This window comes from Flavobacterium fluviale (assembly GCF_003312915.1).
Lineage (GTDB): Bacteria > Bacteroidota > Bacteroidia > Flavobacteriales > Flavobacteriaceae > Flavobacterium > Flavobacterium fluviale.
The window spans coordinates 1,822,740-1,846,857 of the sequence record NZ_CP030261.1 but is presented as its reverse complement, the minus strand read 5'-3'; the positions used below and the strand labels follow the sequence as shown (position 1 = coordinate 1,846,857).

At 34.6% G+C, this 24,118-nt stretch carries 25 protein-coding genes; 17 read left to right on the top strand and 8 right to left on the bottom strand.

Annotated features, from left to right (window positions below):
• Nucleotides 1-14: 14 nt before the first annotated feature.
• Together pruA and HYN86_RS08220 are read left to right on the top strand one after the other, a co-directional pair.
• The gene (pruA, locus tag HYN86_RS08225) at nucleotides 15-1,640 is read left to right on the top strand and encodes an L-glutamate gamma-semialdehyde dehydrogenase (RefSeq protein ID WP_113677604.1); all 1,626 of its coding nucleotides are present in this window, start codon (nucleotides 15-17) and stop codon (nucleotides 1,638-1,640) included.
• A gap of 253 nt (nucleotides 1,641-1,893) precedes the next feature.
• Nucleotides 1,894-2,625, top strand: coding sequence for a hypothetical protein (locus HYN86_RS08220; protein WP_113677603.1), 732 nt, complete (start codon nucleotides 1,894-1,896; stop codon nucleotides 2,623-2,625).
• Between the two features lie 64 nt (nucleotides 2,626-2,689).
• On the opposite strand, the gene rsmG is transcribed toward HYN86_RS08220, so the two are convergent.
• On the bottom strand, nucleotides 2,690-3,319 hold the full coding sequence (gene rsmG / locus HYN86_RS08215; RefSeq protein ID WP_113677602.1) for a 16S rRNA (guanine(527)-N(7))-methyltransferase RsmG: 630 nt from the start codon (nucleotides 3,317-3,319) through the stop codon (nucleotides 2,690-2,692).
• A gap of 107 nt (nucleotides 3,320-3,426) precedes the next feature.
• Between rsmG and HYN86_RS08210 the strand changes: the two genes are divergently transcribed.
• The 8 genes from HYN86_RS08210 (at nucleotide 3,427) to HYN86_RS08175 (ending at nucleotide 11,726) form a co-directional block, all read left to right on the top strand.
• A complete protein-coding gene (locus HYN86_RS08210; protein ID WP_113677601.1) occupies nucleotides 3,427-4,524 on the top strand; it encodes a fatty acid desaturase family protein in 1,098 nt (365 codons plus the stop codon).
• Between the two features lie 71 nt (nucleotides 4,525-4,595).
• Complete coding sequence (locus HYN86_RS08205) at nucleotides 4,596-5,786, top strand: pyridoxal phosphate-dependent aminotransferase (protein ID WP_113677600.1); 1,191 nt, start codon at nucleotides 4,596-4,598, stop codon at nucleotides 5,784-5,786.
• Between the two features lie 348 nt (nucleotides 5,787-6,134).
• Nucleotides 6,135-6,590, top strand: a complete 456-nt coding sequence (locus tag HYN86_RS08200) for a ferritin-like domain-containing protein (RefSeq protein ID WP_113677599.1) — start codon at nucleotides 6,135-6,137, stop codon at nucleotides 6,588-6,590.
• A gap of 174 nt (nucleotides 6,591-6,764) precedes the next feature.
• Entirely contained in the window at nucleotides 6,765-7,232 is a 468-nt protein-coding gene (locus HYN86_RS08195; protein WP_162789328.1) for a hypothetical protein, read from the top strand.
• Between the two features lie 140 nt (nucleotides 7,233-7,372).
• Nucleotides 7,373-9,247: a peptidase U32 family protein gene (locus tag HYN86_RS08190; RefSeq protein ID WP_113677597.1), complete on the top strand. Its 1,875-nt coding sequence runs from the start codon at nucleotides 7,373-7,375 to the stop codon at nucleotides 9,245-9,247.
• Between the two features lie 404 nt (nucleotides 9,248-9,651).
• Entirely contained in the window at nucleotides 9,652-10,827 is a 1,176-nt protein-coding gene (gene purT / locus HYN86_RS08185) for a formate-dependent phosphoribosylglycinamide formyltransferase (protein ID WP_394336093.1), read from the top strand.
• Nucleotides 10,828-10,830: 3 nt separating this feature from the next.
• Nucleotides 10,831-11,151, top strand: a complete 321-nt coding sequence (locus tag HYN86_RS08180) for a DUF6370 family protein (protein WP_113677595.1) — start codon at nucleotides 10,831-10,833, stop codon at nucleotides 11,149-11,151.
• On the top strand, nucleotides 11,151-11,726 hold the full coding sequence (locus HYN86_RS08175; protein WP_113677594.1) for a Crp/Fnr family transcriptional regulator: 576 nt from the start codon (nucleotides 11,151-11,153) through the stop codon (nucleotides 11,724-11,726). The genes HYN86_RS08180 and HYN86_RS08175 overlap by 1 nt, the downstream gene beginning before the upstream one ends.
• A gap of 77 nt (nucleotides 11,727-11,803) precedes the next feature.
• On the opposite strand, the gene aceA is transcribed toward HYN86_RS08175, so the two are convergent.
• Nucleotides 11,804-13,084: an isocitrate lyase gene (gene aceA, locus HYN86_RS08170; protein ID WP_113677593.1), complete on the bottom strand. Its 1,281-nt coding sequence runs from the start codon at nucleotides 13,082-13,084 to the stop codon at nucleotides 11,804-11,806.
• A gap of 133 nt (nucleotides 13,085-13,217) precedes the next feature.
• Nucleotides 13,218-14,819: a malate synthase A gene (gene aceB, locus HYN86_RS08165; RefSeq protein ID WP_113677592.1), complete on the bottom strand. Its 1,602-nt coding sequence runs from the start codon at nucleotides 14,817-14,819 to the stop codon at nucleotides 13,218-13,220.
• A gap of 118 nt (nucleotides 14,820-14,937) precedes the next feature.
• Here aceB and HYN86_RS08160 point away from each other — a divergent pair, with 118 nt between their 5' ends.
• The 5 genes from HYN86_RS08160 to HYN86_RS08140 all read left to right on the top strand — a co-directional run bounded on the left by HYN86_RS08160 (nucleotide 14,938) and on the right by HYN86_RS08140 (nucleotide 19,451).
• Nucleotides 14,938-16,419 (top strand): helix-turn-helix domain-containing protein, encoded by a 1,482-nt coding sequence (locus tag HYN86_RS08160; RefSeq protein ID WP_113679885.1) that lies wholly within the window; start codon nucleotides 14,938-14,940, stop codon nucleotides 16,417-16,419.
• 6 nt (nucleotides 16,420-16,425) lie between these two features.
• Nucleotides 16,426-16,782 (top strand): hypothetical protein, encoded by a 357-nt coding sequence (locus HYN86_RS08155; RefSeq protein ID WP_113677591.1) that lies wholly within the window; start codon nucleotides 16,426-16,428, stop codon nucleotides 16,780-16,782.
• Nucleotides 16,783-17,001: 219 nt separating this feature from the next.
• Entirely contained in the window at nucleotides 17,002-17,724 is a 723-nt protein-coding gene (locus tag HYN86_RS08150) for an ankyrin repeat domain-containing protein (protein WP_113677590.1), read from the top strand.
• A 324-nt stretch (nucleotides 17,725-18,048) separates the two neighbouring features.
• Nucleotides 18,049-18,765, top strand: coding sequence for a pirin family protein (locus tag HYN86_RS08145; RefSeq protein WP_113677589.1), 717 nt, complete (start codon nucleotides 18,049-18,051; stop codon nucleotides 18,763-18,765).
• 152 nt (nucleotides 18,766-18,917) lie between these two features.
• The gene (locus HYN86_RS08140) at nucleotides 18,918-19,451 is read left to right on the top strand and encodes a YceI family protein (protein WP_113679884.1); all 534 of its coding nucleotides are present in this window, start codon (nucleotides 18,918-18,920) and stop codon (nucleotides 19,449-19,451) included.
• A 154-nt stretch (nucleotides 19,452-19,605) separates the two neighbouring features.
• On the opposite strand, the gene HYN86_RS08135 is transcribed toward HYN86_RS08140, so the two are convergent.
• Entirely contained in the window at nucleotides 19,606-20,466 is an 861-nt protein-coding gene (locus HYN86_RS08135) for a helix-turn-helix domain-containing protein (protein ID WP_113677588.1), read from the bottom strand.
• Nucleotides 20,467-20,621: 155 nt separating this feature from the next.
• Here HYN86_RS08135 and HYN86_RS08130 point away from each other — a divergent pair, with 155 nt between their 5' ends.
• Nucleotides 20,622-20,984 (top strand): DUF983 domain-containing protein, encoded by a 363-nt coding sequence (locus tag HYN86_RS08130; RefSeq protein WP_057117300.1) that lies wholly within the window; start codon nucleotides 20,622-20,624, stop codon nucleotides 20,982-20,984.
• Nucleotides 20,985-21,056: 72 nt separating this feature from the next.
• Nucleotides 21,057-21,932, top strand: a complete 876-nt coding sequence (fabD, locus tag HYN86_RS08125) for an ACP S-malonyltransferase (protein WP_113677587.1) — start codon at nucleotides 21,057-21,059, stop codon at nucleotides 21,930-21,932.
• Between the two features lie 92 nt (nucleotides 21,933-22,024).
• Here the strand turns inward: fabD and HYN86_RS08120 are convergent, their stop codons facing one another.
• The 4 genes from HYN86_RS08120 to HYN86_RS08105 all read right to left on the bottom strand — a co-directional run bounded on the left by HYN86_RS08120 (nucleotide 22,025) and on the right by HYN86_RS08105 (nucleotide 24,118).
• The gene (locus HYN86_RS08120) at nucleotides 22,025-22,351 is read right to left on the bottom strand and encodes a hypothetical protein (protein ID WP_113677586.1); all 327 of its coding nucleotides are present in this window, start codon (nucleotides 22,349-22,351) and stop codon (nucleotides 22,025-22,027) included.
• Nucleotides 22,336-22,530 (bottom strand): hypothetical protein, encoded by a 195-nt coding sequence (locus tag HYN86_RS08115; RefSeq protein ID WP_113677585.1) that lies wholly within the window; start codon nucleotides 22,528-22,530, stop codon nucleotides 22,336-22,338. The genes HYN86_RS08120 and HYN86_RS08115 overlap by 16 nt, the downstream gene beginning before the upstream one ends.
• A gap of 120 nt (nucleotides 22,531-22,650) precedes the next feature.
• Entirely contained in the window at nucleotides 22,651-23,664 is a 1,014-nt protein-coding gene (gene galE, locus HYN86_RS08110) for a UDP-glucose 4-epimerase GalE (RefSeq protein ID WP_113677584.1), read from the bottom strand.
• Between the two features lie 13 nt (nucleotides 23,665-23,677).
• The gene (locus HYN86_RS08105; RefSeq protein WP_113677583.1) at nucleotides 23,678-24,118 is read right to left on the bottom strand and encodes a nuclear transport factor 2 family protein; all 441 of its coding nucleotides are present in this window, start codon (nucleotides 24,116-24,118) and stop codon (nucleotides 23,678-23,680) included.

The window sequence follows — 24,118 nt, the reverse complement described above, 5'->3', positions numbered from 1 at the left end:
TAATTTTAAATAACATGCTTAAAGGATTTTTTCATGTACCAAAAGCGGTAAACGAGCCAGTAAAAAGCTACGCGCCGAACTCACCAGAAAAAGCAGCTGTTCAGGCAGCTTACACTACATTGTGGAATTCTCAAATCGACGTTCCTTTATATATTGGAAGCGAAGAAATCAAAACTGGAAACACAAAAAACATTACAGCTCCTCATGATCACAAACATGTAGTTGGAAAATATCATTTAGCTGAAAAACAACATATAGAAAAAGCAATTGCAAATGCACTTGAGGCAAGACATGCATGGGCAAACATGGCATGGGAACAACGTGCTGCTATTTTCTTAAAAGCGGCAGAACTTATCGCAGGACCATACAGAGCTCGTATCAACGCTGCTACAATGATTGGTCAATCTAAAAATATTCATCAGGCAGAAATCGACGCTTCTTGCGAATTAATCGATTTTTTACGTTACAATGTTGAGTTTATGACTCAAATCTACAACGATCAGCCAAAATCAGATTCTACTGTTTGGAATCGTGTAGAATACAGACCTTTAGAAGGTTTTATTTATGCAATTACTCCTTTTAACTTTACTGCTATCGCAGCAAACCTTCCTGCAAGTGCTGCAATGATGGGTAACGTTGTAGTTTGGAAACCAAGTGACAGCCAAGTATTTTCTGCAAAAATCATCATCGATGTTTTCAAAGAAGCTGGAGTTCCAGACGGAGTTATCAACGTAGTTTTTGGAGATGCTCTAATGATTACAGATACTGTTTTAGCCAGCCGTGATTTTGCTGGTGTTCACTTTACAGGATCTACTCACGTATTTAAAGATATCTGGGCTAAAATTGGTGCAAACATCCAAAACTATAAAACTTACCCAAGAATCGTTGGTGAAACAGGTGGTAAAGATTTTATCATTGCACACCCAAGCGCAAACGTAAAGCAAGTTGCTACGGGAATTACTCGCGGTGCATTTGAATTTCAAGGACAAAAATGTTCGGCAGCTTCAAGAGCTTATATCCCACAAAGCTTATGGCCTGCAGTTAAAGAACAATTAATTGCTGACGTAAAATCTATGAAAATGGGTTCTCCGGAAGATTTCGGAAACTTTATTACTGCAGTTATTCATGAAGGTTCTTTTGATAAATTAGCTAGTTATATTGATCAAGCTAAAAAAGATGCCGACGCTGAAATTATTGTTGGTGGAAATTACGATAAATCTGTTGGATACTTTATTGAGCCAACTGTTATTGTAACTACAAATCCAAAATACACTACAATGGAAACCGAATTATTCGGACCGGTAATTACAATTTATGTTTACGAAGATGCAAAATGGGAAGAGACTTTAGAGTTAGTTGACACTACTTCTGAATATGCTTTAACTGGAGCTGTATTTAGCCAAGATCGTTATGCTATTGAAGTAGCAACAACTAAATTGCAAAACTCTGCTGGTAACTTCTACATTAATGATAAACCAACTGGTGCTGTTGTAGGAATGCAGCCGTTTGGAGGTGCAAGAGCATCTGGAACTAACGACAAAGCAGGTTCTGCATTGAACTTATTACGCTGGGCTTCTCCTAGAACTATCAAAGAAACTTTTGTAACGCCAGAAGATTACAGATACCCATTCTTAGGATAATATCCAATCTTAAATATTTTACCAAAAGCTGAACCGTTAAAATGTTCAGCTTTTGTTTTTTTATGGACTCTCCTTCTCCACAACTAATTTAAAACTTAATTTTGTAGTACTTTTCTTATTTTATTGATTTACAGTAAAATAGAAATTGTAAAAAGCTTATTTTAATACTTTTAAAACTTCTTGTGCCTTTTTTTAAATACCGACCCTTTTAAATTTGCCCAATAAATTCAAGTTTAAAGAAAAGAAAAAAGATATGAGAAATTTAAACAACGTTCCTAAAGTAATAATGGATTCAAAATGTATTGGCCATCCTATCGACTTTAAATGGACAAAAAAGAAAATCGATCAGTTATTAGATCCTATTGAAGGAAATGAAGATCTAGAAAATACATTAATGCAAATTAATCATAAAGGCTCAATTGGGTTGACTGCCGCATTATTGGAATGGGTTTACTGGCGTTTTACTGGTTATACTCAAGCAACTTGCGACACACAAAAACGAATTGAAGCCCTTTGGTGTTCGATAAGTAATAGAGAGCAAACCAATCCTTTATTATTTGATACCGATTTGGAAATTTCAGCCTCTGGCCCTGTAAACGGTGCATTATGGATTGCATTAATGAATGTGAGAATGATTGATGTAAGATATCGAAAAGGGTCGTATTTTTTACAAAATGAACTTGTTGGTCTAGTTTTATTGGCACGCCACATTACTCCAAAAAAGAAAAAATTTGACAAATGGTTCAGTCAATCTATAGGGGCATTAATGCATACGCATCCGTGTACTTACAGAAATTCAACTTTAGACGAAACAGATGAAGCTGTATACGATTCCTCAAATGAGCCTGTACTCTCTCGTGAGTTTTTCTTTGATTCTGAATTCAAGTACAGTAATGTAGCATCCGAAAATGCAATTCATAATTTCATTGAGAATTTAAATCTTAAAGCAAATCCTTTTTTAGATTTTTCTAAAAAAGCATCTTAGTAGTAAAAACTATTAATTCAAAAAATAACCCGTAAAGAATTCTTTGCGGGTTATTGTTTTTTATTTATGGTTTGAATTTTAAAGGAAGATGAACCACCTTTTTGGTTTCAAAAAACTCATCATCAAATATTGCAGCCAAATCGTATAAAGTTGCATTTGGAAAATCTTTCAGTTCATCTGCTAAGTCTCCACCCTTTAAATATAAAATTCCATTTTTTAAAGTGTGTTTATGCTGTTTTTTGATTTTATCTTTTATCCAAGAAACAAAATCCGGCATATTAGTTACCGCTCGGCTTACAATAAAATCAAAATCGCCTTTTACCAATTCGGCACGTTTTTGTTCTGCTTTTACATTTTTTAATTCTAGTGCATCAACAACACCTTGAACTACTTTTATCTTTTTAGCAATCACATCAATTAAATAAAAACGAGTTTCAGGAAAAAGAATCGCTAACGGAATTCCAGGAAAACCACCGCCGGTTCCAACATCCAAAACTGTTGCTCCAGGTTCGAACTTCATGATTTTTGCAATTCCTAAGGAATGCAGGATATGTTTTGTATATAATGAATCAATGTCTTTGCGCGAAATCACATTAATTTTCTCATTCCAATCGTGGTATAAAAAGTCTAATTTTTGAAATTGTTCGATTTGAAGATCGGTCAAATTTGGAAAATATTTCAATATCTCATCCATTGCTGTAAATTTTTAACAAAAGTACTACTTTACGATTGAAATATTTAACTCAATTTTGCAAATTGAGAATTTATAATAATTACCTTTGAAAACTATTTAAAATAATTATGAATAACACTGCACCTACATTTGCAAGGCAAGACAATCTGAAATTTTTCAGGACACTTAACTCTCGGGTAAACAATTACTTTAAGGAAAACAACATTCAGAAAACTGGAAACTGGAAGTTGCACTTAAAAGCCGTTATTCTATTCGCAGTTTTTTTAACTCCGTATTTTTTAATACTTACATTAGACATGCCATTTTGGGTTATGCTTCTTTTATCAATTGTAATTGGTATTGGAATGGCTGGCGTTGGAATGAATGTAATGCACGATGGTAATCACGGTTCGTATTCCAATAAAAGCTGGATCAATAAATTTATGGGGGGAACAATTTATGTTCTTGCTGGAAATGTTTACAACTGGCAGGTACAGCATAATGTGCTTCATCATACATATACAAACATTCCTGGGCACGACGAAGACCTAGATGCTGGAAGAATTATACGTTTTACAGAACATGCAGAATGGCATAGTTTCCACCGTTTTCAACATTATTATTCTGTTTTCTTATACGGTTTATTGACTTTCAATTGGGCAATCACAACCGATTTTAAGCAAATGAGAAATTATCTGAAAAGAAAATTATCTTACGGAGAACCAAAAAGCCCAAAAATTCTTTGGACAACTTTGATCATCACTAAACTTATTTATATTTCAATTTGGATTGTTTTACCAATGGTAATTGGAATTACTTGGTGGAAAGTACTAATTGGCTTTTTTGTAATGCACTACACCGCTGGTTTAATCTTAAGTGTTGTGTTTCAATTGGCACACGTTGTAGATCATACAACAAATCCTTCTCCAAACGAATTGGGAGAAATGGACAATACATGGGCAGTTCACCAATTGTATACGACAACTAATTTTGCACCAAAAAATGCAATTGTAAACTGGTACACAGGTGGATTAAACCATCAAATTGAACATCATATTTTTCCAAATATAAGTCACATTCACTATGGTAAAATTGCAAAAATCGTAAAGGAAACTGCAAAAGAGTGCAACTTGCCATATTATGAATACAAAACAATGCGAAGCGCTATCGCGGCTCACTTTAAGCATTTACGTGAATTAGGAATGAAACCTGAATTATCTGTTTAAACTAAAAAATCTATTAATAATTAACCTTCCTTAATTAGCGTGGAAAATTAAGGACATTCAAAAATTTTATAATGAATCATATTCTTTCGGACAGAATCAACAACTTAGCGACTTCACAAACATTAGCTATGGCTGCTTTAGCTCGCGAACTAAAAGCACAAGGAAAAGACATTATTAGTTTAAGTTTAGGTGAACCTGATTTCAATACGCCTGACTTTATTAAAGAAGCTGCAAAAAAAGCAATCGACGATAATTACAGTACATATTCTCCAGTTGATGGATATCAAGATCTAAAAGAAGCAATCTGCAGAAAATTCAAAAGAGATAATAATTTAGAATACAAACCATCTCAAATTGTAGTTTCTACAGGAGCAAAACAATCTTTATACAACATTGCACAAGTAATGTTAAATGATGGTGACGAAGTTATTTTACCAGCACCATACTGGGTTTCTTATTTCGAAATCGTTAAACTTTCTGGCGGAGTTCCTGTGGAAGTTCCAACTTCTGTTGAAACAGATTTTAAAATTACTCCAGAACAATTAGAAGCTGCTATCACACCAAAAACGAAAATGATGTGGTTTTCTTCTCCTTGTAATCCTTCAGGATCTGTTTACAGCAGAGAAGAATTAACGGCTCTGGCAAAAGTTTTAGAAAAACACCCAAATATTTACGTAGTTGCAGATGAGATTTATGAGCACATCAATTTCTCAGGAACTTTCTGCAGTATCGGTTCAATCCCTGGAATGTTAGAAAAAACAATCACAGTAAACGGAGTTGCAAAAGCATTTGCAATGACAGGATATAGAATTGGTTATATTGGTGCTCCTGAATTTATTGCAAAAGCATGTACAAAAATTCAAGGACAGGTAACATCTGGAGCAAATTCTGTAGCACAAAGAGCTACAATCACAGCGGTAGATGCTGATCCAAGCGTATTAAACGAAATGGTTCAGGCTTTCCACGGACGCAGAGATTTAGTTGTTGGATTATTAAAAGAAATTCCAGGAGTAAAAATCAACGTTCCAGAAGGTGCATTCTACGTATTCCCAGACGTTTCTTCTTTCTTCGGAAAAACATTAAAAGGAACTGAAATTAAAGATGCAAACGATGTCTCAATGTATCTTTTAGCTGAGGCAAACGTTGCGACAGTAACAGGAGATGCTTTCGGAAATCCAAATTGTATTCGTTTTTCTTACGCGACAAGCAATGATATTTTAAAAGAAGCATTACGCAGAATTAAAGAAGCTTTAACTGCTTAATTCTATTATAAATTTATTAAAACGGCTTAAGGTTAAAAGTTTCATCACTTTTATACTTTAAGCTGTTTTTTTATGGGCGTGTCCTACGACCGGGCTATCCGCTATATCTTTTATGGCGAACCCCGCCATAAAAGGATACCGCTCCTATCCCTCACGCAAACAGAAAAAGAGAAATTATCATCTTCAAAATAGACAATCTATCTTATCTGTAAAAATGTCCATAGAATAAAAAAATATAAGTTTCAAAATTCCCATTCCACAATATTGTAACACCTCTCTATAATCCTGTAAAACAGACGCTTTATATTTTCCCAACTTTGTAATGTATTAATTTAAAAACTATTAGTCATGATACATACAGATGAAACCACAAAAGAAGCAGTTAAAACTTTGGAAGGATTAATTTCAATTCTTGAAGACGGAAAATTAGGATATACAAATGCTGCAGAGCATGTAGAAAATCCAGCAATGAAAACTGACTTTCTAGAATATGCTAGAGAAAGAGCTTTATTTATTGTAGAATTACAAGACGAGATTAACAAATTAGGAAAATCAACAGATACATCTGGCGGAGGACCACTTGGAGCTTTACACCGCACATGGATTGACATTAAATCATCATTTACAGGAGGAGATACAGAAGCAATCATCAATGCCTGTGTAACTGGTGAAGAAGCAGCAATTGAAAAATACAAATCTGCATTAGATGAAAACCATCTTGAACACAATCAAGTTTCTATTGTTTCAAAACAATTAAACAGTATTCAAAATACTTTATCACAAATTAAAATGAGAGCGAATTAATCGATTGATTTCATGCTTTTTTTTTGAAAACTGCTTAGTCTTCGGATTGGGCAGTTTTTTTGTTTAAAACTGATAATAATTATTACATTCGTTTTAATCAAATTTCATAACATTGACTCTATATTAGAATTAATACAAAAAATTATGCATAAAGAAATAATTAAATCAAACATTATGAAGATTTCAACTATAGTTTTCACATTTCTGTTCTTTATTCAAATTTCTTTTAGTCAAAATAATTCTAATCAAAAACCTCCTAAGAAGACTTGGAAGATATTAATTAGAAATGATAAATCTTCAGAAGAAAATTTCACTTTGGTCGGAAAAACGATAGCCGAAAATGATTTTCAAATCGAGAAAAAAGACAAAGAATTTCTATCAATTCAAACGTCCGTAAAAAACTTAGAGAAGTTAAATGCTCTTTATTACTTTAATTTCCTAATGAAAGACAGTTTAATAATTTTGACTGGAATGTCAAAAATTAACTTATCACTAAATTATGGAGGAGTTACTTCTGAAAGTTCATATGATAAAATAATAAATAAAGGGATGAGTGGTTCTATAGCTAAAGAGTCTTTCAATGAAATGTGGAAATTTGCATTATTAATTCCAAAATCAGAATACGAATTTATTACTGACTAACTTGGAAAATCTACTTTTAACCATTCCATATTAAGTTAACAAATTCAAAAAAATCCCTTCATCATTAGCAAACTCGAAATATTTATAAGAACTTTGCAAACTTTTTTCCGTGAATACCACAAAAGCCTAAAGTTCTACAAATGAAGAAGAAAATTGAAATATTAGCTCCTGCTAAAGATTTAATTGGAGGAATGGCCGCCATCAACAGTGGCGCCGATGCTGTATATATTGGTGCACCGCAGTTTGGTGCACGTTCTAATGCCAACAATTCTATTGAAGATGTTGCTGCTTTGGTACAATATGCACATTTATTTAATGCTCAGGTTTTTGTTGTTATGAATACCATATTGTACGATAACGAACTGGAAACGTGTCGCTCAATGATTTGGGAATTATACGATATTGGTGTCGATGCCCTGATTATTCAAGATATGGCGATTATGGAAATGGACTTACCTCCTATCGTACTTCACGCCAGTACACAAGCTAATAATCGTGATGCCGATAAAATTAAATTCCTTAAAGATGCCGGAATCAAACGTGTGGTTTTAGCACGTGAATTGAACCTTCATCAAATTAAAACAATCTACGATCATGCTGATGTTGAGTTAGAATTTTTCGTGACCGGAGCTTTGTGTGTTTCTTTTAGCGGAAACTGTTATATGAGTGTGGCAAACGGAGAACGCAGCGCCAACCGTGGTTCATGCGCACAAAACTGTCGTTTACCATACAACTTAATCGACGGAAACGGAGAAACTTTAATCAGAAACAGTCACTTACTTTCGATAAAAGATTTAGATATTTCAGAACAAATTCCGAATTTGATTGAAGCCGGAATTGTTTCTTTTAAAATCGAAGGGAGATTAAAAGATGTTGTTTATGTTAAAAACAACGTTTCTTATTTACGTCAAAAACTAGACAGCTATTTAGAAGGAGCAGGAAGCGAAAAATATATAAAAGCTTCTTCGGGAACTTGCACCTATACTTTTGATTCTTCTCTAAGCAGAACTTTCAACCGCGGTTATACGGATTATTTTGTAAACGAAAGACACAGTTCTATTGGTTCTTGGGAAAGCCCAAAATCAAAAGGGCAATATATTGGTAAATTGATCAGAACTGTTGGAAACGCTTACGAAATCGAAAACGGTGAACTACTAAACAATGGCGACGGACTTTGCTTTATCAACGAAAACAATGAAGCCGATGGAATTTACGTAAACAAAGCTGAAAACGGTAAAATTTATCCAAACGTTTTAAAAGAAGTAAAAGACGGAACTTTCATCTATAGAAATAACGACGCTGCTTTCATTAAAATTGTAGAAAGAGAAGACAGTGCCGTTCGTAAATTAAGTACCACTTTACTACTTACTGAAACAGAAACTGGTTTCGAGTTAATCGCAACCGATGAAGACGGAAACGTAAGCATCGTAAATTTAGAACACGCAAAAGAACAGACCAAAACAGGCGAGTCTATCGAAGAAAATATCAAAACACAATTGGCAAAAACAGGTTTTACACCTTATACTGCTAATGAAATCAATATTATGTTTTCTCAAAACTGGTTCCTTCCTATTTCAAAAATCAACGAAATGCGAAGAACTGTTTACGATCAGTTAACAGAAATTCGTTTGGCAAACTATAAACGCGAAGAACACCAGTTGGTAAAAACGTCACATCCGTACCCCGAAACCAAGCTTGATTTCATGTACAATGTTTCGAACAAAACGGCTCGTAAATTCTACGAACGTCACGGTGTTACCGAAATTGAAAAAGCATTTGAATTACAATGGGATCCAGGAAAATCTCGTGTAATGACAACGAAATACTGCATCAAATACGAATTAAAAAAATGCCCGATACATCAAAAAGATATTGTAGGCGTTAAGGTAAAAGAACCATTGGTATTAAAGCAAGGCGAATTGGAATACAAACTAAAATTCAATTGCAAGCCCTGCGAAATGGAAATCTGGGAAAAAGATGCCGAATTTGAAATTGAAGAAGATCATTTTCACTAGGTGACTTAACCGCAAAGTTTTCTACCGCAAAGAGCGCAAAGAAATACGCAAAGGTTCGCAAAGATTTTAAATTTAATCTTTGCGAACCTTTTTTTATATTGCAATTTACCCGCAATCTTGTCATTTCGACGCAAGGAGAAATCGCACACGAGATTCCGTAAAGTAAAAACACCAATCTTTGTCGAGTTTCTAATGCGATTTCTCGTTCCTCGAAATGACAAACTGTATGGTTACATGATGAAAAAATTAACCTTACAATAAATTAAAATCTGCCGAATCTCCAAATCTGAATAAAACTTTAAAAACTTTATTTTAATTTAAAAACAAAAACTTTGCGTTCTTCGCGTAATTCTTTGCGAACTTTGCGGTTAAAAGCATTTTTCTGTACTTTTACTACTCAAACAATACAACACTCCAAAATGAAAATACTACTTCTGGGTTCAGGCGAATTAGGCAAAGAATTTGTCATTGCCGCGCAACGAATCGGACAAACCATAATAGCTGTTGACAGTTACGAAAATGCTCCGGCGATGCAAGTTGCACACGGATTTGAAATCATTAATATGCTTGACGGCGAGGCTTTAGACCGAATCGTAGCCAAACACAAACCCGATTTTATAGTTCCCGAAATAGAAGCCATTCGCACAGAACGTTTTTACGACTACGAAAAACAGGGAATTACGGTTGTTCCTTCAGCGAAAGCGGCGAACTTTACTATGAACCGTAAAGCAATCCGTGATTTAGCTGCAAAAGAATTAGGTTTAAAAACAGCCAAATATCAATATGCAACTTCTGCAGAAAAATTACAAAAAGCCGTTCAGGAAGTTGGAATTCCTTGTGTGGTAAAACCTCTTATGTCTTCGTCTGGAAAAGGGCAATCGACTATAAAAACCAAGGAAGATGTTTTAAAAGCCTGGGAATATGCCGTTGCAGGTTCGCGTGGTGATGTTATCGAAGTTATTGTAGAAGCTTTTGTAGATTTCCATTCTGAGATTACACTTTTGACGATTACTCAAAATGGAAATCCGACTTTATTTTGCGCTCCAATTGGACACCGACAAGAACGAGGCGATTATCAGGAAAGCTGGCAACCGGCACAAGTTTCTGAAGCTGATTTGTATGAAGCGCAGGATATGGCGGAAAAAATCACCGAGGCTCTTGGCGGCGCTGGACTTTTTGGCGTTGAATTTTTCTTAACCAATAACGGTGTTTATTTCTCTGAACTTTCTCCTCGACCGCATGATACTGGAATGGTAACTTTGGCCGGAACGCAGAATTTCAATGAATTTGAATTGCATTTACGTGCGATTCTAAGTCTTCCAATTTTCGAGATTACTTTAGAAAAAGCCGGAGCAAGTGCCGTAATTTTAGCTTCTGAAGATTCGACAAATCCAACTTTCAGCGGAATCGAAAAAGTCGCTGCTTTACCCAAAACCGACTTCAGGATTTTTGGCAAACCAACGTCAAGACCTTACCGAAGAATGGGAGTTGTTTTAGCGAACGATTCATTAATAACTCCAATCGAAAAAGTAACAGAACGCGCCAAAGAAACGGCGAAATTAATAACCGTAAATTCTTAAGATATGAAAAAACTTATATTCGTGCTTTTCCTCTTTATCGGGATTGCAGCACAAGCGCAAACCAAAAAGAAATTTGACAAACCAACAGTCGTCGAAGCATCTTGTGGAGAATGTCAATTCGGAATGAAAGGCAAAAGTTGTGATTTAGCCGTTCGCATTGACGGAAAATCTTATTTCGTTGACGGAACTACAATTCACGATCACGGAGATGCTCACGCTGACAAAGGTTTTTGCAATGCGATCAGTAAAGCATTAGTTACGGGAGAAATCAAAGGAGACAGATTTAAAGCAACTTCATTTACTTTAATCGACGATAAAAAATAATGGCATTAATTCTCGAAAACATTGCCAAACACGTTTCTCTGACACCAGAAGAACAGGCGCTTTTTTTATCTAAATTAGAAACAAATACTTATAAAGCCAAAACGGTTTTATTGAATGCCGGTGAAGTCTGTAAACATTCTTACTTTGTTAATTCGGGTATTTTAAGAAGTTTCAATATCAACGATAATATTGTTGAACATGTTTTATCATTTGCCTGCGAAGGCTGGTGGATGAGCGATATGTACAGTTTTTTTTCACAAAAACCGGGACAGCTTTTTATTGAAGTTCTCGAAGAAGCAGAAGTTGTTTCATTGTCAAAAGAAAATCAGGAACAATTGTATTTGGAGATTCCAAAATTAGAGCGCTTCTTTAGAATTTTAATCGAAAATTCATTGGTTGCGAATCAGCAAAGATTAATGGACAACTTAAGTTTACCTGCTGAAGAACGTTTTGAAAAATTCAGTAAAAAATACGGAACCTTAATTCACAAAGTTCCTCAAAAACAAATCGCTTCATTCATTGGAGTAACGCCTGAATTTTTCAGCAAAATGAAAGCAAGACTTTTGAAGAAATAAGATTTCCCGCCACGAATTCACGAATTTTATTCACAAAGATTGTCAAAAATAATTCGTGAATTCGTGGCGGAAAAAAATTAAAATTGCTCAACCTCTGTAGAATGTTTCATTGCCGTTATCGAAGATCTTCCTATCATAACCGTATTTTGAACGGCGTCAAAATAAGAAGTTCCAACAAACGCTTGATGTTTTACCGCTCTAAATCCGTTTTTTTGTAAAGCGAATTCTCTTTCCTGCAATTCAGAATATCCTGCCATGCCGCGTTCTTTATAGGCTTTTGACAATTCAAACATACTAGTATTCAAAGCATGGAATCCTGCCAAAGTAATAAATTGAAATTTATAGCCCATTGCTGCCAAATCTTCTCTAAACGTTTCCATTTCGGCAACCGTTAATTTTGCAGCCCAATTGAAGGACGGAGAACAGTTGTACGCCAGCATTTTATCCGGAAATTCTTTTTTCATAGCCGTGGCAAACTTTCTCGCATAATCCAAATCCGGATTGCTGGTTTCCATCCAAATTAAATCAGCATACGGCGCGTAGCTCAAACCTCTTGCAATTCCCTGATCAATTCCGTTTTTAACGTAGAAGAAACCTTCGGCAGTTTTTTCACCTGTTAAAAATTTCCTGTCTCTTGGGTCGGCATCGCTTGTTAATAAATTTGCTGCATCAGCATCTGTTCTTGCCACAATTAAAGTTGAAACTCCCATAACATCAGATGCCAAACGTGCTGCAATTAATTTATTGATCGCTTCCTGCGTTGGCACTAAAACTTTTCCGCCCAAGTGCCCGCACTTTTTAGCAGAACTCAACTGATCTTCAAAATGAACTCCAGAAGCTCCAGCTTCAATCATCGATTTCATTAATTCGAAAGCATTCAGATTTCCTCCAAAACCTGCTTCGGCATCGGCTACAATCGGAACTAAATAATCTTTTTTATCTTCAATTTCATTTACAGTTTGAATCTGATCGGCACGTAATAAAGCATTATTGATTTTTTTTACCACCATCGGAACGCTGTTTACCGGATAAAGTGATTGGTCTGGGTACATTTCTCCCGCCAGATTTGCATCAGCAGCAACTTGCCAGCCACTCAAATAAATCGCCTCTAAACCCGCATCAACTTCTTGAATCGCCTGATTCCCAGTTAACGCGCCCAATCCCGCAACATAATCTTGATTTTTTAACTTTCTCCATAATTTTTGCGCTCCCATTTTGGCAATAGAATGCTCAATTTGATAAGATCCCTGAAGCGTAACTACTTCTGCAGCAGTATAAGGACGTTCAACCCCTTTCCATCTCGGGTTCGTAATCCAATCGTTAATCAATTCCTGAATTCTGTCTTCTGTTGTTTTCATAAATAGTTTAGTTAAAGTGGTTAGTAAAACATTTCATTCAATTAAAAATTTTGAATTAAAAATTAAAAATCTGCGTTATCTGCAAAATCTGCGTGAAAATATTTTTAATTTTTAATTCTCAATTTTTAATTGCTCATAAATATTTGTAGCAAGGAATAGTCAAAAAGTCAACAAAATCAGTATTTACCACTAATCTTTCCAATACTTTTTCAGCCAATGGAAATTGTTGTTTTTCGTGGTTTTCTTCGCCTAATTCCTCTTTGATTTTTCTGAATTCATCTAAAGCCAATTCGTGATAATAAGCCAAATCTAATTTTCGCCCATTATCTAAAACCACTTTATTTTGAAGCCATTGCCATAATTGCGATCTCGAAATTTCGGCCGTTGCTGCATCTTCCATCAAATTATGCAAAGCCGCGGCGCCTTGTCCATTCAGCCACGAAGCCAGATACAAAACCCCAACATTGATATTTTTTCGAACACCGTTTTCAGTGATGATTCCGATTGGCGGTTCAATCAAATCGGCTTCTGTAATTTTCCGATGTTCTCTTTTAATATGAATCTGGTTTGGCGTTGGCATTCCTTTATCAAAAATTTCTTTTGCCAGCGAAACCAAATCTGGATGCGCTACCCAAGTTCCGTCGTGGCCGTTTCGAACTTCACGCTCTTTATCGGTTTTTACTTTTGCAAAAGCAACTGCATTGGCTTCTTCATTGTTTCGAATCGGAATTTGCGCGGTCATTCCGCCGATGGCGTGAATGCCTCTTTCATGACATCTTTGAATCACCAAATTGGAATATGCATTCATAAAAGGCGAAGTCATATTTACCTGATCACGGTCTGGAACGATGAATTTTGGATTTTTTCTAAACTTTTTGATATAAGAAAAAATATAATCCCAGCGTCCGCAGTTTAAACCCACGATATGTTCTTTTAATTCGTAAATAATTTCATCCAGCTGAAAACTTGCCGTTATGGTTTCAATTAAAACCGTCACTTTTATAGTTCCTCTTTTAAGATTCAAATAATCCTCGGTAAAATCAATTAGATTATTCCACCAGCGCGCTTCCAGATAATGTTCTACTTTCGGAATATAGAAATAGGGTCCTGAATTGTTTTCTAAAAGTCGTTTATGATTATGAAAAACATACAATCCAAAATCTACCAGAGAACCCGAAACCTCTTTTCCATCAATTAAAAGATGTTTTTCCGGCAGATGTAAACCTCTTGGGCGCACAATCAGCGTCGCCGTTTTTTCATTTAAGTGATACGATTTCTGTTTCACCAAATCAGTAAACGTGATTGTTTTATTTACCGCATCGATTAAATTCAGCTGGCCTTCCATCAGATTTTGCCAAGTTGGCGAAGTGCTGTCTTCAAAATCGGCCATAAAAGTTTTCGCTCCAGAATTTAAGGCGTTGATAATCATTTTGCGATCAACGGGTCCAGTAATTTCTACTCTTCGGTCCAACAAATCTTTCGGAATTTCGCCTGCTGTCCAATTGCCTTCTCTGATACTTTTCGTTTCCGGAATAAAAACCGGCATAATTCCCTGATCAAAAGTGACTTGTTTTTGCTCGCGCTGCAAAAGCAATAGTTTTCGCTGTGATTCGAATTTTCTATGCAGTTCAGTTATAAAAGTAACCGCTTCTTCTGTCCAGATCTTTGAATAAAGAAGCTTCTTTTCGGCTAAAAATTCCATCGCCGTTTCGGTAGTTTCAATTTGGTTTTTCATAGCTAATAAGTTTTACACTACAATGTTACAAAAAGTTTTTCGTAAAAATAGCGAACGTTCGCTAAAATTTAAAAATATTTTTTTGGCGATTATTTGTAAATCAGTTACATTTGATATTATGGATATCGAAAAAGACTATATAAAGCTGATATTTGGGCTTAAACTCAAGCAAGTCAGAACTCAAAAAAATCTTTCTCTTTTTGGCTTAGCCAAATTGACGAATCTTTCAAAATCGTATTTAAACGAAATTGAAAAGGGAAAAAAATATCCTAAAGCAGATAAAATTTTGCTTTTATGCAAACATTTGGATGTGACTTACGATCAAATGGTGTCTTTAAAACTCGACAACAACCTCGCCCCTATTGGCGAAATTCTAAAATCTGGAATCTTAAAAGAGATTCCGCTTGACCTTTTCGGAATTCAGGAAGCTGATTTAATTGATATTATTGCGAATGCTCCGGCAAAAGTCAATGCCTTCATCAGTACCATTATCGAAATTGCACAGCATTATAATTTAAGCCGTGAAAGTTTCTTTTTAGCCGCTTTACGATCTTATCAGGAAGCCCACAGTAATTATTTTGAAGATTTAGAAGAAAAGGTAATTGCGTTTTCAAAGTCGTTTCAAATCAACTTAGATTCTAAAATCAGCATTGAAGAATTAGAATCCATTCTAAAAGAAGAATACGAATACAATATAAAAGAAATCGCTTTTACCGATCAAGAAGCTTTAGGCGATTTGCGCTCGATTTATGTTCCTAAAAGCAGAACTTTATTGCTTTCAACAGAACTTGACGCTCCGCAAAAAGCCTTTATTTTAGCCAAAGAAATAGCTTATAATTATTTGAAAATTTCAGATCGTCTGCTGACATTCAGCTGGATTAAGTTTGAAAATTTCGATCAGGTTTTGAATAATTTTTACGCTTCTTATTTTGCAGGCGCTTTGTTATTGCCAAGAAAATTGGTTGTAGACAAAATCAATAATTTCCTAAATAATGAAAAACCAAATCCAGAAGAATTTGTTTCTTTAATTGAAAGCTTCGAAGTCTCTCCTGAATCGTTTTATCAGCGTTTAACGAATTTATTACCAAAAGATTTTCAGTTGAAAAATTTATTCTTTTTAAGAATGTCACACCCTATTGGCTCGGATGTTTATCAAATTAAAAAAGAATTACATATTACGAATCAGCAAGAACCGCATGCCAACGAAACCAACGAGCATTATTGCAGACGATGGGTGTCTGTTAAAACCATAAATGAAGCCATCAGACAAAATAAACCGCATTTTTTTGATGCCCAAATTTCGAGTTATGTACATAGCGGGAATGAATATTTAGTTTTTTCATCGGCAACAAAAGATCCTTTTGTAGAAAATAATATTCGCAGTATTTCTGTTGGAATTTTAATTAATCCGACGATGAAAAAGAAATTTAAATTCATTGAAGGAAAGCCACTCGTTAAAAGAATTGTTGGCGTTACGTGTGAAACTTGTGATGTTAAAAACTGTCTCGAAAGAGCTGCACCGCCGATTGCACTGGAAATGAAAAAACGCCATGACAACACAGATTTTGTTGTACAGCAGTTTATTAACCAATATAGTTAGAACGTTATGAAATATTTTGCTTTAATAATAATATTCCTTTCTATTAACTTCAATCAGAAAACAGATAAACTTAACGGTCGTTACAATTATTTATTAGAAGACTATGGCTTATACGTACAAAAAGACAAAATTACTTTTAAGGACAGTGTTTTTGCCTTTGATAACAAGTATTTGCCAAAGGGAAAAATTTCTTATGGCAATGTAATACTGTTGGAGAATTTCATAAATACTGATTTAATTATAAGTATCCCAAAAGATCAAATCAAAAAAGATACTATTCAATTTTATATCCACAATAAAAATGGTGGAGGAAATTATCTTGACATTTCAGAGGGGAGAGGAAAATTGATTAAAATCAAATAATTTAGGAGTTTTTTTTTAAAAATCTCGCAAAGACGCGAAGTCGCAAAGTTTTATTTCACTTTGAATATAATTACCTAAACATATCTTCTCGCAATCTTGTCATCTCGAAAGATAACAGAAATTCATAGAATTTAGATTTTATTTTTTCAAAGTTTTAACCTTTCGTGGTTTTTTTAATATACTTTTGCTTTTTAAAAAAAGAAAAAACCTACAAAAAACATGAGTGACAATATACTGAATTTACGTGAAAAATATCTAGCTTCACTGACCCCACTAATGTCCGCAGTTCTAAACAGCGATATAAATAAAGTTAAACAATTATTAGAATTGGGTGCAGACGTTTTGGCTGTCAATGATTATGATTTTGGGAATGGCATATTGTATTATGCTGCACGACAAGATAATTTGGAAATAATAAAAATTCTTTTAGACACGGATGTTGATATAAATCAAAAAGATAGGGATTCTTACAAGCAAAGTCCTATTTTTACAGCACTCACACAATCAGGCATACCGGTACTTAAGACATTTCTTGAACGAGGAGCAAATCCAGACATACAAGATAAATACAAAATGACCACTTTACATTGGGCGGTGACACGTGAAGGACAAATCGAAGCAATAAAAACTCTTTTGAAGTTTGGAGCTAATGTAAATACTAAAAATCATAAAGGAATTACACCATTAATATCAGCAGTTATAACTGGAATTATGGAATATATTCAAATTCTTGTTTTAGCCGGAGCAGAAATGAATACTGCTGCAAAAGATGGTTTCACTGAACTTATGTATGCCTCTTATTATGGCCATGAAGAGATTGTAAAATACCTGCTAGCAAATGATGCAGACAAAAATGCAATAGCAAAAAAAGGGGAAACAGCACTTTCTATTGCTAAAAAGAAAAACTTTGATAGTATTGTTGTTATTCTCGAATCAAACTAAAATATTTAGTTAGTTTATACTAAGAAATAATTCCTACTCAATTTTGTCATCCTGAGGAAGGATCACACTATAAACTCCATCTGCATAATCGTCAATCTTTGTCGAGCCACTTTTGTGATCTCTCCTTCGTCGAGATGACAAACTGTGTGTTAATCGCACTGCTGTGCGCCTCTACCTTAAAACCTTTGTAACTTTACACCTAAACTAAAAATCTTAGATTCTTAGCCCCTCAGAACCTCAGTAACTTTTTTCTTAATCTAGATTAAGTGCTTTTCCTTGACCTTGGCGGTATCTTTGTACTACAAAACAACAAAAGACAAGATCATGGAAAATATAGTATTACATAAAGCAGAAACAAGAGGAAACGCAAATCACGGATGGCTTAATGCTTATCATAGTTTTAGTTTTGCAAGCTGGTACAATCCGGATAGAATTCAGTTTGGGGCACTTCGTGTTTTGAATGATGACACGATTGCGGGCGGAATGGGTTTTGGAACTCATCCTCACGATAATATGGAAATCATTACGATTCCGCTAGAAGGTGATTTGGCACACAAAGACAGTATGGGAAATACTGAAATCATTAAAAATGGTGATATTCAGGTAATGAGTGCCGGAACTGGTGTTCAGCATAGTGAGTTTAATCCAAACGCAGATCAGCAGACTAAATTATTGCAAATCTGGTTATTTCCGAATAAAAGAAACGTTACACCTCGTTATCAGCAAATTACTTTGGATGTTGCTGACAGACATAATAAACTTTCTCAGATTTTATCTCCAAATGCAGATGACGAAGGCGTTTGGATTCACCAAGACGCTTGGTTCAATATGGGTAATTTTGACTCAGGAGTATCCACAGAATATACAATCAAAAAAGAAGGAAACGGCGTTTATGCTTTTGTTTTAAAAGGAAACGTTACCATTAACGGTCAGGAATTAAATACTCGTGATGCAGTTGGAATTTCGGGAACTGACATTTTAAAAATTCAAGCCAATACAGATGCTGAATTTTTATTAATGGATATTCCGATGAACTATTAATTCGACAGCAATTTTTCAAACAAAAACAAAAAATAAACAAACGGACAATCAAAAAGTTATTTCATTTCTTAATCTAGGTTAAGTGCCAAATGAAGACAGTCAAAGTAACTTTGTCCTATCAAAATGAAATTAATTATTTAAAAATAAAAATTATGGCAACTACAAAATGGTCAATTGACCCAACTCACTCAGAAATTGGTTTTAAAGTTAAACACATGATGTTTACAAATGTTTCAGGAAAATTTGGAACATACGACGCTACAATTACTACAGAAGGAAATGATTTTGAAAACGCAGCAATCGAATTTTCTGCTGATATCGCTTCTGTAGACACTGCAAATGCAGACAGAGACGGACACTTAAGAAGTGCTGATTTCTTTGATGCGGAAAGCAACCCAAAATTAACTTTCAAAGCTTCATCATTCAAAAAAATCGATGACGGAGATTACGAAATAGTTGGAGATTTAACTATCAAAGGTGTTTCTAAAGAAGTGAAATTCCCTGTTGAATTTAGCGGTATCATGACTGATCCTTGGGGAAATACAAAAGTAGGTTTAAGCATAGAAGGAAAAATTAATCGTAAAGATTGGGGTTTAAACTGGAACTCAGCTCTTGAAACTGGAGGCGTTTTAGTAGGTGAAGAAGTTCGTTTAAACATTGAATTACAATTTGCAAAACAAGCTTAATACTTTATAATAGGTTTTAATTTGGTTGGTTAAAAATCCTGTACTTTTTAGGAAGTGCAGGATTTTTTTTAGGAACGAGGGGCTTCGACTTCGCTCAGCCTGACATGCGATTTATTGAGAATACAACTGTCAGGCTGAGCGAAGTCGAAGCCCCTCATTTTATATTTCGAAATTCCGTTGGAGACATTCCGGTTTGTTTTTTGAAAAATCTGGAGAAATACGAGTAATCTTCGTAACCTACTTTAAAGGCAACTTCATTTACAGCTAATTGTTTATCGATTAACATTCTTTTTATTTCGAGAATTACGCGGTCTGTAATTACTTCTGTGGCAGTTTTTTGGAGGATTTCATTACAGATTCTGTTTAAATGTTTCAGCGTGATATTCAGTTTTTCAGCATAAAAAGATGGCAGTTTTTCCTTTCTGAAATATTCTTCTAAAAGCGATTCGAATTTATTGATTTTAATATTATAGGAATGAGTTTGATGCGAATACGTTTCATTGTATTTACGAGCAATTTCGATGTGAATTGAATCTAATAAATTCAACATTTTGTCGAGCTGATATTTATTATTTTCATTATTTTCTTGAATCAGCAGATCGAAATAAGGCTGGATTTTCGCAATTTCTTTTTCTTCAAAAACCATTTCCGGCCGATTATGAATCGAATGGTAAAAATTGTAATCGTTGATATTCTTCTGTCCGAAATACAAATTATAGAGCTCCTGCGAAAAGATAATCACAAAGCCTTCAATATCTTCAGACAAACTCCAATGATGCATTTGCCCTGGCTGAAGCACAAATAAACTTCCTCTTTTGATTTCGAATTGATCAAAATCGACCTCGTGCAATCCTGAACCTTTTGTAAAAAACACCATTAAATACGAATCATGACGATGCGGTTCTTCTACAAAACTGTGACTTTTTAGATGCTCTTTAAATGTATTCACATAAAAATCACGATGAATATCATTACAACTAAAATTCTGAACACTATAAATGGGATATTTTTTCATACGGTATTAAATTTAGATTGCAGATTCTGGAATTTGGAATTTTAGATTTGAAATCTCAAACAAAATGTCTTTATTGTGCTATAATCAGCGAAGATATAAAAAAGACTTTTATCCTGCTCTATATTACCTTTGTATAAATAAAAAACAACAAGATCATGTCAAATGCATTAACTCATATTTTAAGTAACGAATGTCCTGTTTGTCATAAAGGAAAAGTGTTTACAGATAAAAATATTTTTTTGACTTTTGGACTTCCAAAAATGAATGAATACTGTAGTCACTGCCATTATAAATTCCAAAAAGAACCTGGGTATTTTTTTGGTGCTATGTATGTAAACTATGGATTAACAGTCGCTCAGGGTATTGCAACCTATTGTGTTGCACAGTTTTTCTTTGAAACAAATTTCGATTTAAGAATCATTCCGATTATTGCAATTGTTATTACTTTGCTTACTTCTTTCAACCTCCGATTTTCAAGATTAGCATGGATTTATATGTTTAAGGATTATACGAGCTAAAAAAATAGTATTTTTGCCTTCCAATTGAAACTAATTTTCAATTTTAAAAAAAGTAAAAATTAAATTAGACAAATGAAAGCATACGTATTTCCAGGTCAGGGCGCACAGTTTACAGGAATGGGCAAAGACTTATATGAAAACTCGGCTTTAGCCAAAGAATTATTCGAAAAAGCCAATGAAATTTTAGGTTTCAGAATTACCGATATTATGTTTGAAGGCACTGCCGAAGAACTAAAAGAAACTAAAGTTACACAGCCAGCTGTATTTTTGCACTCTGTTATTTTAGCTAAAACTTTAGGAGAAGATTTTAAGCCAGAAATGGTTGCAGGACATTCTTTAGGAGAATTTTCAGCTTTGGTTGCCAACGGAACTTTATCTTTTGAAGACGGTTTGAAATTAGTTTCTCAACGGGCCCTTGCAATGCAAAAAGCCTGCGAAATTACTCCATCTACGATGGCAGCAGTTTTAGGATTAGCTGATAATGTTGTAGAAGAAGTTTGTGCTTCTATTGACGGAGTTGTAGTTGCAGCAAATTATAACTGCCCTGGACAATTAGTAATTTCTGGAGAAACTGCAGCAGTTGAAAAAGCTTGTGAAGCGATGAAAGCTGCAGGAGCAAAACGTGCTTTAATTTTACCTGTTGGAGGAGCTTTTCACTCGCCAATGATGGAGCCGGCAAGAGAAGAATTAGCAGCTGCAATCGAAGCAACAACATTCTCTACTCCTATTTGCCCAGTTTACCAAAACGTAACAGCAAATGCAGTTTCGGATGCAAATGAAATCAAAAAGAACTTAATTATTCAATTGACTGCTCCTGTAAAATGGACGCAATCTGTACAGCAAATGATCGCTGACGGCGCTACTTTATTCACTGAAGTTGGCCCAGGAAAAGTGTTGGCTGGTTTGATTAATAAAATTGATAAAGAAGCGGTTACAGCGAATGCTTAATTTTCAAGTATTCAGTCTCAGTTTTTAGTTTTCAGTACTGACGATATTAAATAAAAAATCCTCATAAACTAAGTATTTATGAGGATTTGCTTTTATAATTGTTTTGCTTCTGCAGAATAATTATTTGTAATTCCGGTAATCAAGTAGTTTTGATTTCTTTTTTCGAAAAATATATACCAAGTTGTTCTGGAGTTAGCTTTGTAAAAAACATAATTTAAACCTAAATACTGAAGCGATTTTGGAGTTTTCTTATGTGAAGATTTTTTTATTCTTTCAGGAATTGCATCATAAATGTGTAAAACATACTCTTCAGCAGATTCAATAAATCCAAAATATTCTTTTTTATACAAAGTGACAACTAAATCATCAAGATAATGAATAACACTTGAAGTATAAATAACTTCTATCTCCCCCACCATTCCCTGATCCTTCTAATCGATTCCGCTTTTGCTTCCTCTGGAGTTAATCCTTTTGCAAACTCAGCATCAAAATCAAAAGTTTCTCGATCTATTCCTTTAAACTTAGGTTTCTGAACTTCGTATTCAACTCTGGGTTCTTCTACCCTATTGTTTTTTTTATTTTCTTTTTCCGAGCCCATAATTCCTACATTTTTAATCTTACAAATTTACAAAATAAATTGAATTAAAATAAAAATACCAAATGATAATCATTTGGGATTTTTTATATTTAGTTTTTAAACTGAAACTGAGACCAAAAACTAAGAACGAACTTTCTGTTCCCATTTCCAGGCGCTTGCCATTGCTTCGTCTAAGCTTAGTTCTGCTTTCCAGCCTAAAACGTTATTTGCTTTATCTGTATTTGCGTAAGCCTCGGTGATATCACCTTCGCGGCGCGGTTTAATTACGTATGGCAATTTTTTATCGCTTACTTTCTCGAAGCTGTGAATTACTTCAAGAACTGAACTGCCTTTTCCAGTTCCTAAATTAAACGTTTCAACTTTCGCCAGATTCTTTTTATCGAATAAACGCTTTAAGGCAATTACATGCGCTTTTGCTAAGTCTACTACGTGAATATAGTCACGAACAGCTGTTCCGTCTGGTGTTGGATAATCATTTCCAAAAACCGATAATTCCTGACGCAATCCTGCTCCTGTTTGTGTAATAAATGGAACTAAGTTTTGAGGAACTCCTAATGGTAATTCTCCAATTTCAGTTGAAGAATGTGCTCCAACAGGGTTAAAGTAACGCAGTAAAATAGCGCTTATATTAGTTACTTTCGCAGTATCTGTAATAATCTCTTCTCCTATTTGTTTCGTGTTTCCATACGGAGACATTGCTGTCTGCACAGGAGCATCTTCCGTAATTGGCATTTTTTCGGCCTGACCATAAACCGTACAAGATGAACTGAAGATAAAACTAGCCTCTGGTTTTTGCTGTAATTCTTGTAAAAGATACACTAAACTACTAATGTTGTTTTCATAATACAATAACGGCTGTTCCACACTTTCGCCAACTGCTTTTGAAGCAGCAAAATGAATAACTCCAGTAACATCGTTATGTTTTTTAAAGAAATCCCGAACGGCACTTTTTTCTCTTAAATCAATTTTTTCGAACAAAGGCGTTTTTCCTGTTATCGCAGTAATTCCTTTTAAAACATCTTCTGAAGAATTCGAAAGATTATCAATTATCACAACTTCAAAGCCTTCATTTTGCAGTTCGACTACTGTGTGAGAACCAATAAACCCTAATCCTCCTGTTACTAATACTTTCATTTTGTGGTTGTTTTTATGTAGTTAATTTGTAAGCCTGCCTTGCAATAAGAACCCAATTATTCTTTTGTTTTTGCCAAACAAGCATTATTCCTATTTTAATATCTCTATCAATACCGCCATCTTTGATATGCGCAGCAAGGACATGTCTCACTATTGCCGTATCATTTAGAATTGTAATAGTTTGATCTTGAAATTCAATAGTCACAAAATCAGATTTTCCGCTAACTATTCCCTCAATAAATTCTGCTTGATTTTGAAAATTTCCATTGGAGTGGACATAATTTAACTTGTCTGAAGTTAGTGCTTTTAATTTTGCTCCATCAGCATCAATCATAGCCTGACGCAAAATTTCAACTTGATTATTGACTGCATTCTCTTCTGTAGTGTTCGTTTTTTGTGCAAAAACCGAAAGCTGCAAAAGAGTCATCAAAATTAAAAGGCTTAACTTCTTCAT

Bases quoted from the DNA above. Each gene is read 5' to 3' on its own strand.
- HYN86_RS08130 (WP_057117300.1), top strand. From the start codon at position 20,622: ATGTCAAATGCATTAACTCATATTTTAAGTAACGAATGTCCTGTTTGT.
- HYN86_RS08210 (WP_113677601.1), top strand. From the start codon at position 3,427: ATGAATAACACTGCACCTACATTTGCAAGGCAAGACAATCTGAAATTT.
- HYN86_RS08115 (WP_113677585.1), bottom strand. From the start codon at position 22,530: ATGGGCTCGGAAAAAGAAAATAAAAAAAACAATAGGGTAGAAGAACCC.
- fabD (WP_113677587.1), top strand. From the start codon at position 21,057: ATGAAAGCATACGTATTTCCAGGTCAGGGCGCACAGTTTACAGGAATG.
- HYN86_RS08190 (WP_113677597.1), top strand. From the start codon at position 7,373: ATGAAGAAGAAAATTGAAATATTAGCTCCTGCTAAAGATTTAATTGGA.
- HYN86_RS08120 (WP_113677586.1), bottom strand. From the start codon at position 22,351: ATGGTGGGGGAGATAGAAGTTATTTATACTTCAAGTGTTATTCATTAT.
- HYN86_RS08205 (WP_113677600.1), top strand. From the start codon at position 4,596: ATGAATCATATTCTTTCGGACAGAATCAACAACTTAGCGACTTCACAA.
- rsmG (WP_113677602.1), bottom strand. From the start codon at position 3,319: ATGGATGAGATATTGAAATATTTTCCAAATTTGACCGATCTTCAAATC.
- HYN86_RS08175 (WP_113677594.1), top strand. From the start codon at position 11,151: ATGGCATTAATTCTCGAAAACATTGCCAAACACGTTTCTCTGACACCA.
- HYN86_RS08150 (WP_113677590.1), top strand. From the start codon at position 17,002: ATGAGTGACAATATACTGAATTTACGTGAAAAATATCTAGCTTCACTG.
- HYN86_RS08220 (WP_113677603.1), top strand. From the start codon at position 1,894: ATGAGAAATTTAAACAACGTTCCTAAAGTAATAATGGATTCAAAATGT.
- HYN86_RS08145 (WP_113677589.1), top strand. From the start codon at position 18,049: ATGGAAAATATAGTATTACATAAAGCAGAAACAAGAGGAAACGCAAAT.
- HYN86_RS08195 (WP_162789328.1), top strand. From the start codon at position 6,765: ATGAAGATTTCAACTATAGTTTTCACATTTCTGTTCTTTATTCAAATT.
- HYN86_RS08135 (WP_113677588.1), bottom strand. From the start codon at position 20,466: ATGAAAAAATATCCCATTTATAGTGTTCAGAATTTTAGTTGTAATGAT.
- HYN86_RS08140 (WP_113679884.1), top strand. From the start codon at position 18,918: ATGGCAACTACAAAATGGTCAATTGACCCAACTCACTCAGAAATTGGT.
- aceA (WP_113677593.1), bottom strand. From the start codon at position 13,084: ATGAAAACAACAGAAGACAGAATTCAGGAATTGATTAACGATTGGATT.
- galE (WP_113677584.1), bottom strand. From the start codon at position 23,664: ATGAAAGTATTAGTAACAGGAGGATTAGGGTTTATTGGTTCTCACACA.
- HYN86_RS08160 (WP_113679885.1), top strand. From the start codon at position 14,938: ATGGATATCGAAAAAGACTATATAAAGCTGATATTTGGGCTTAAACTC.
- HYN86_RS08180 (WP_113677595.1), top strand. From the start codon at position 10,831: ATGAAAAAACTTATATTCGTGCTTTTCCTCTTTATCGGGATTGCAGCA.
- pruA (WP_113677604.1), top strand. From the start codon at position 15: ATGCTTAAAGGATTTTTTCATGTACCAAAAGCGGTAAACGAGCCAGTA.
- HYN86_RS08105 (WP_113677583.1), bottom strand. From the start codon at position 24,118: ATGAAGAAGTTAAGCCTTTTAATTTTGATGACTCTTTTGCAGCTTTCG.
- HYN86_RS08200 (WP_113677599.1), top strand. From the start codon at position 6,135: ATGATACATACAGATGAAACCACAAAAGAAGCAGTTAAAACTTTGGAA.
- HYN86_RS08155 (WP_113677591.1), top strand. From the start codon at position 16,426: ATGAAATATTTTGCTTTAATAATAATATTCCTTTCTATTAACTTCAAT.
- aceB (WP_113677592.1), bottom strand. From the start codon at position 14,819: ATGAAAAACCAAATTGAAACTACCGAAACGGCGATGGAATTTTTAGCC.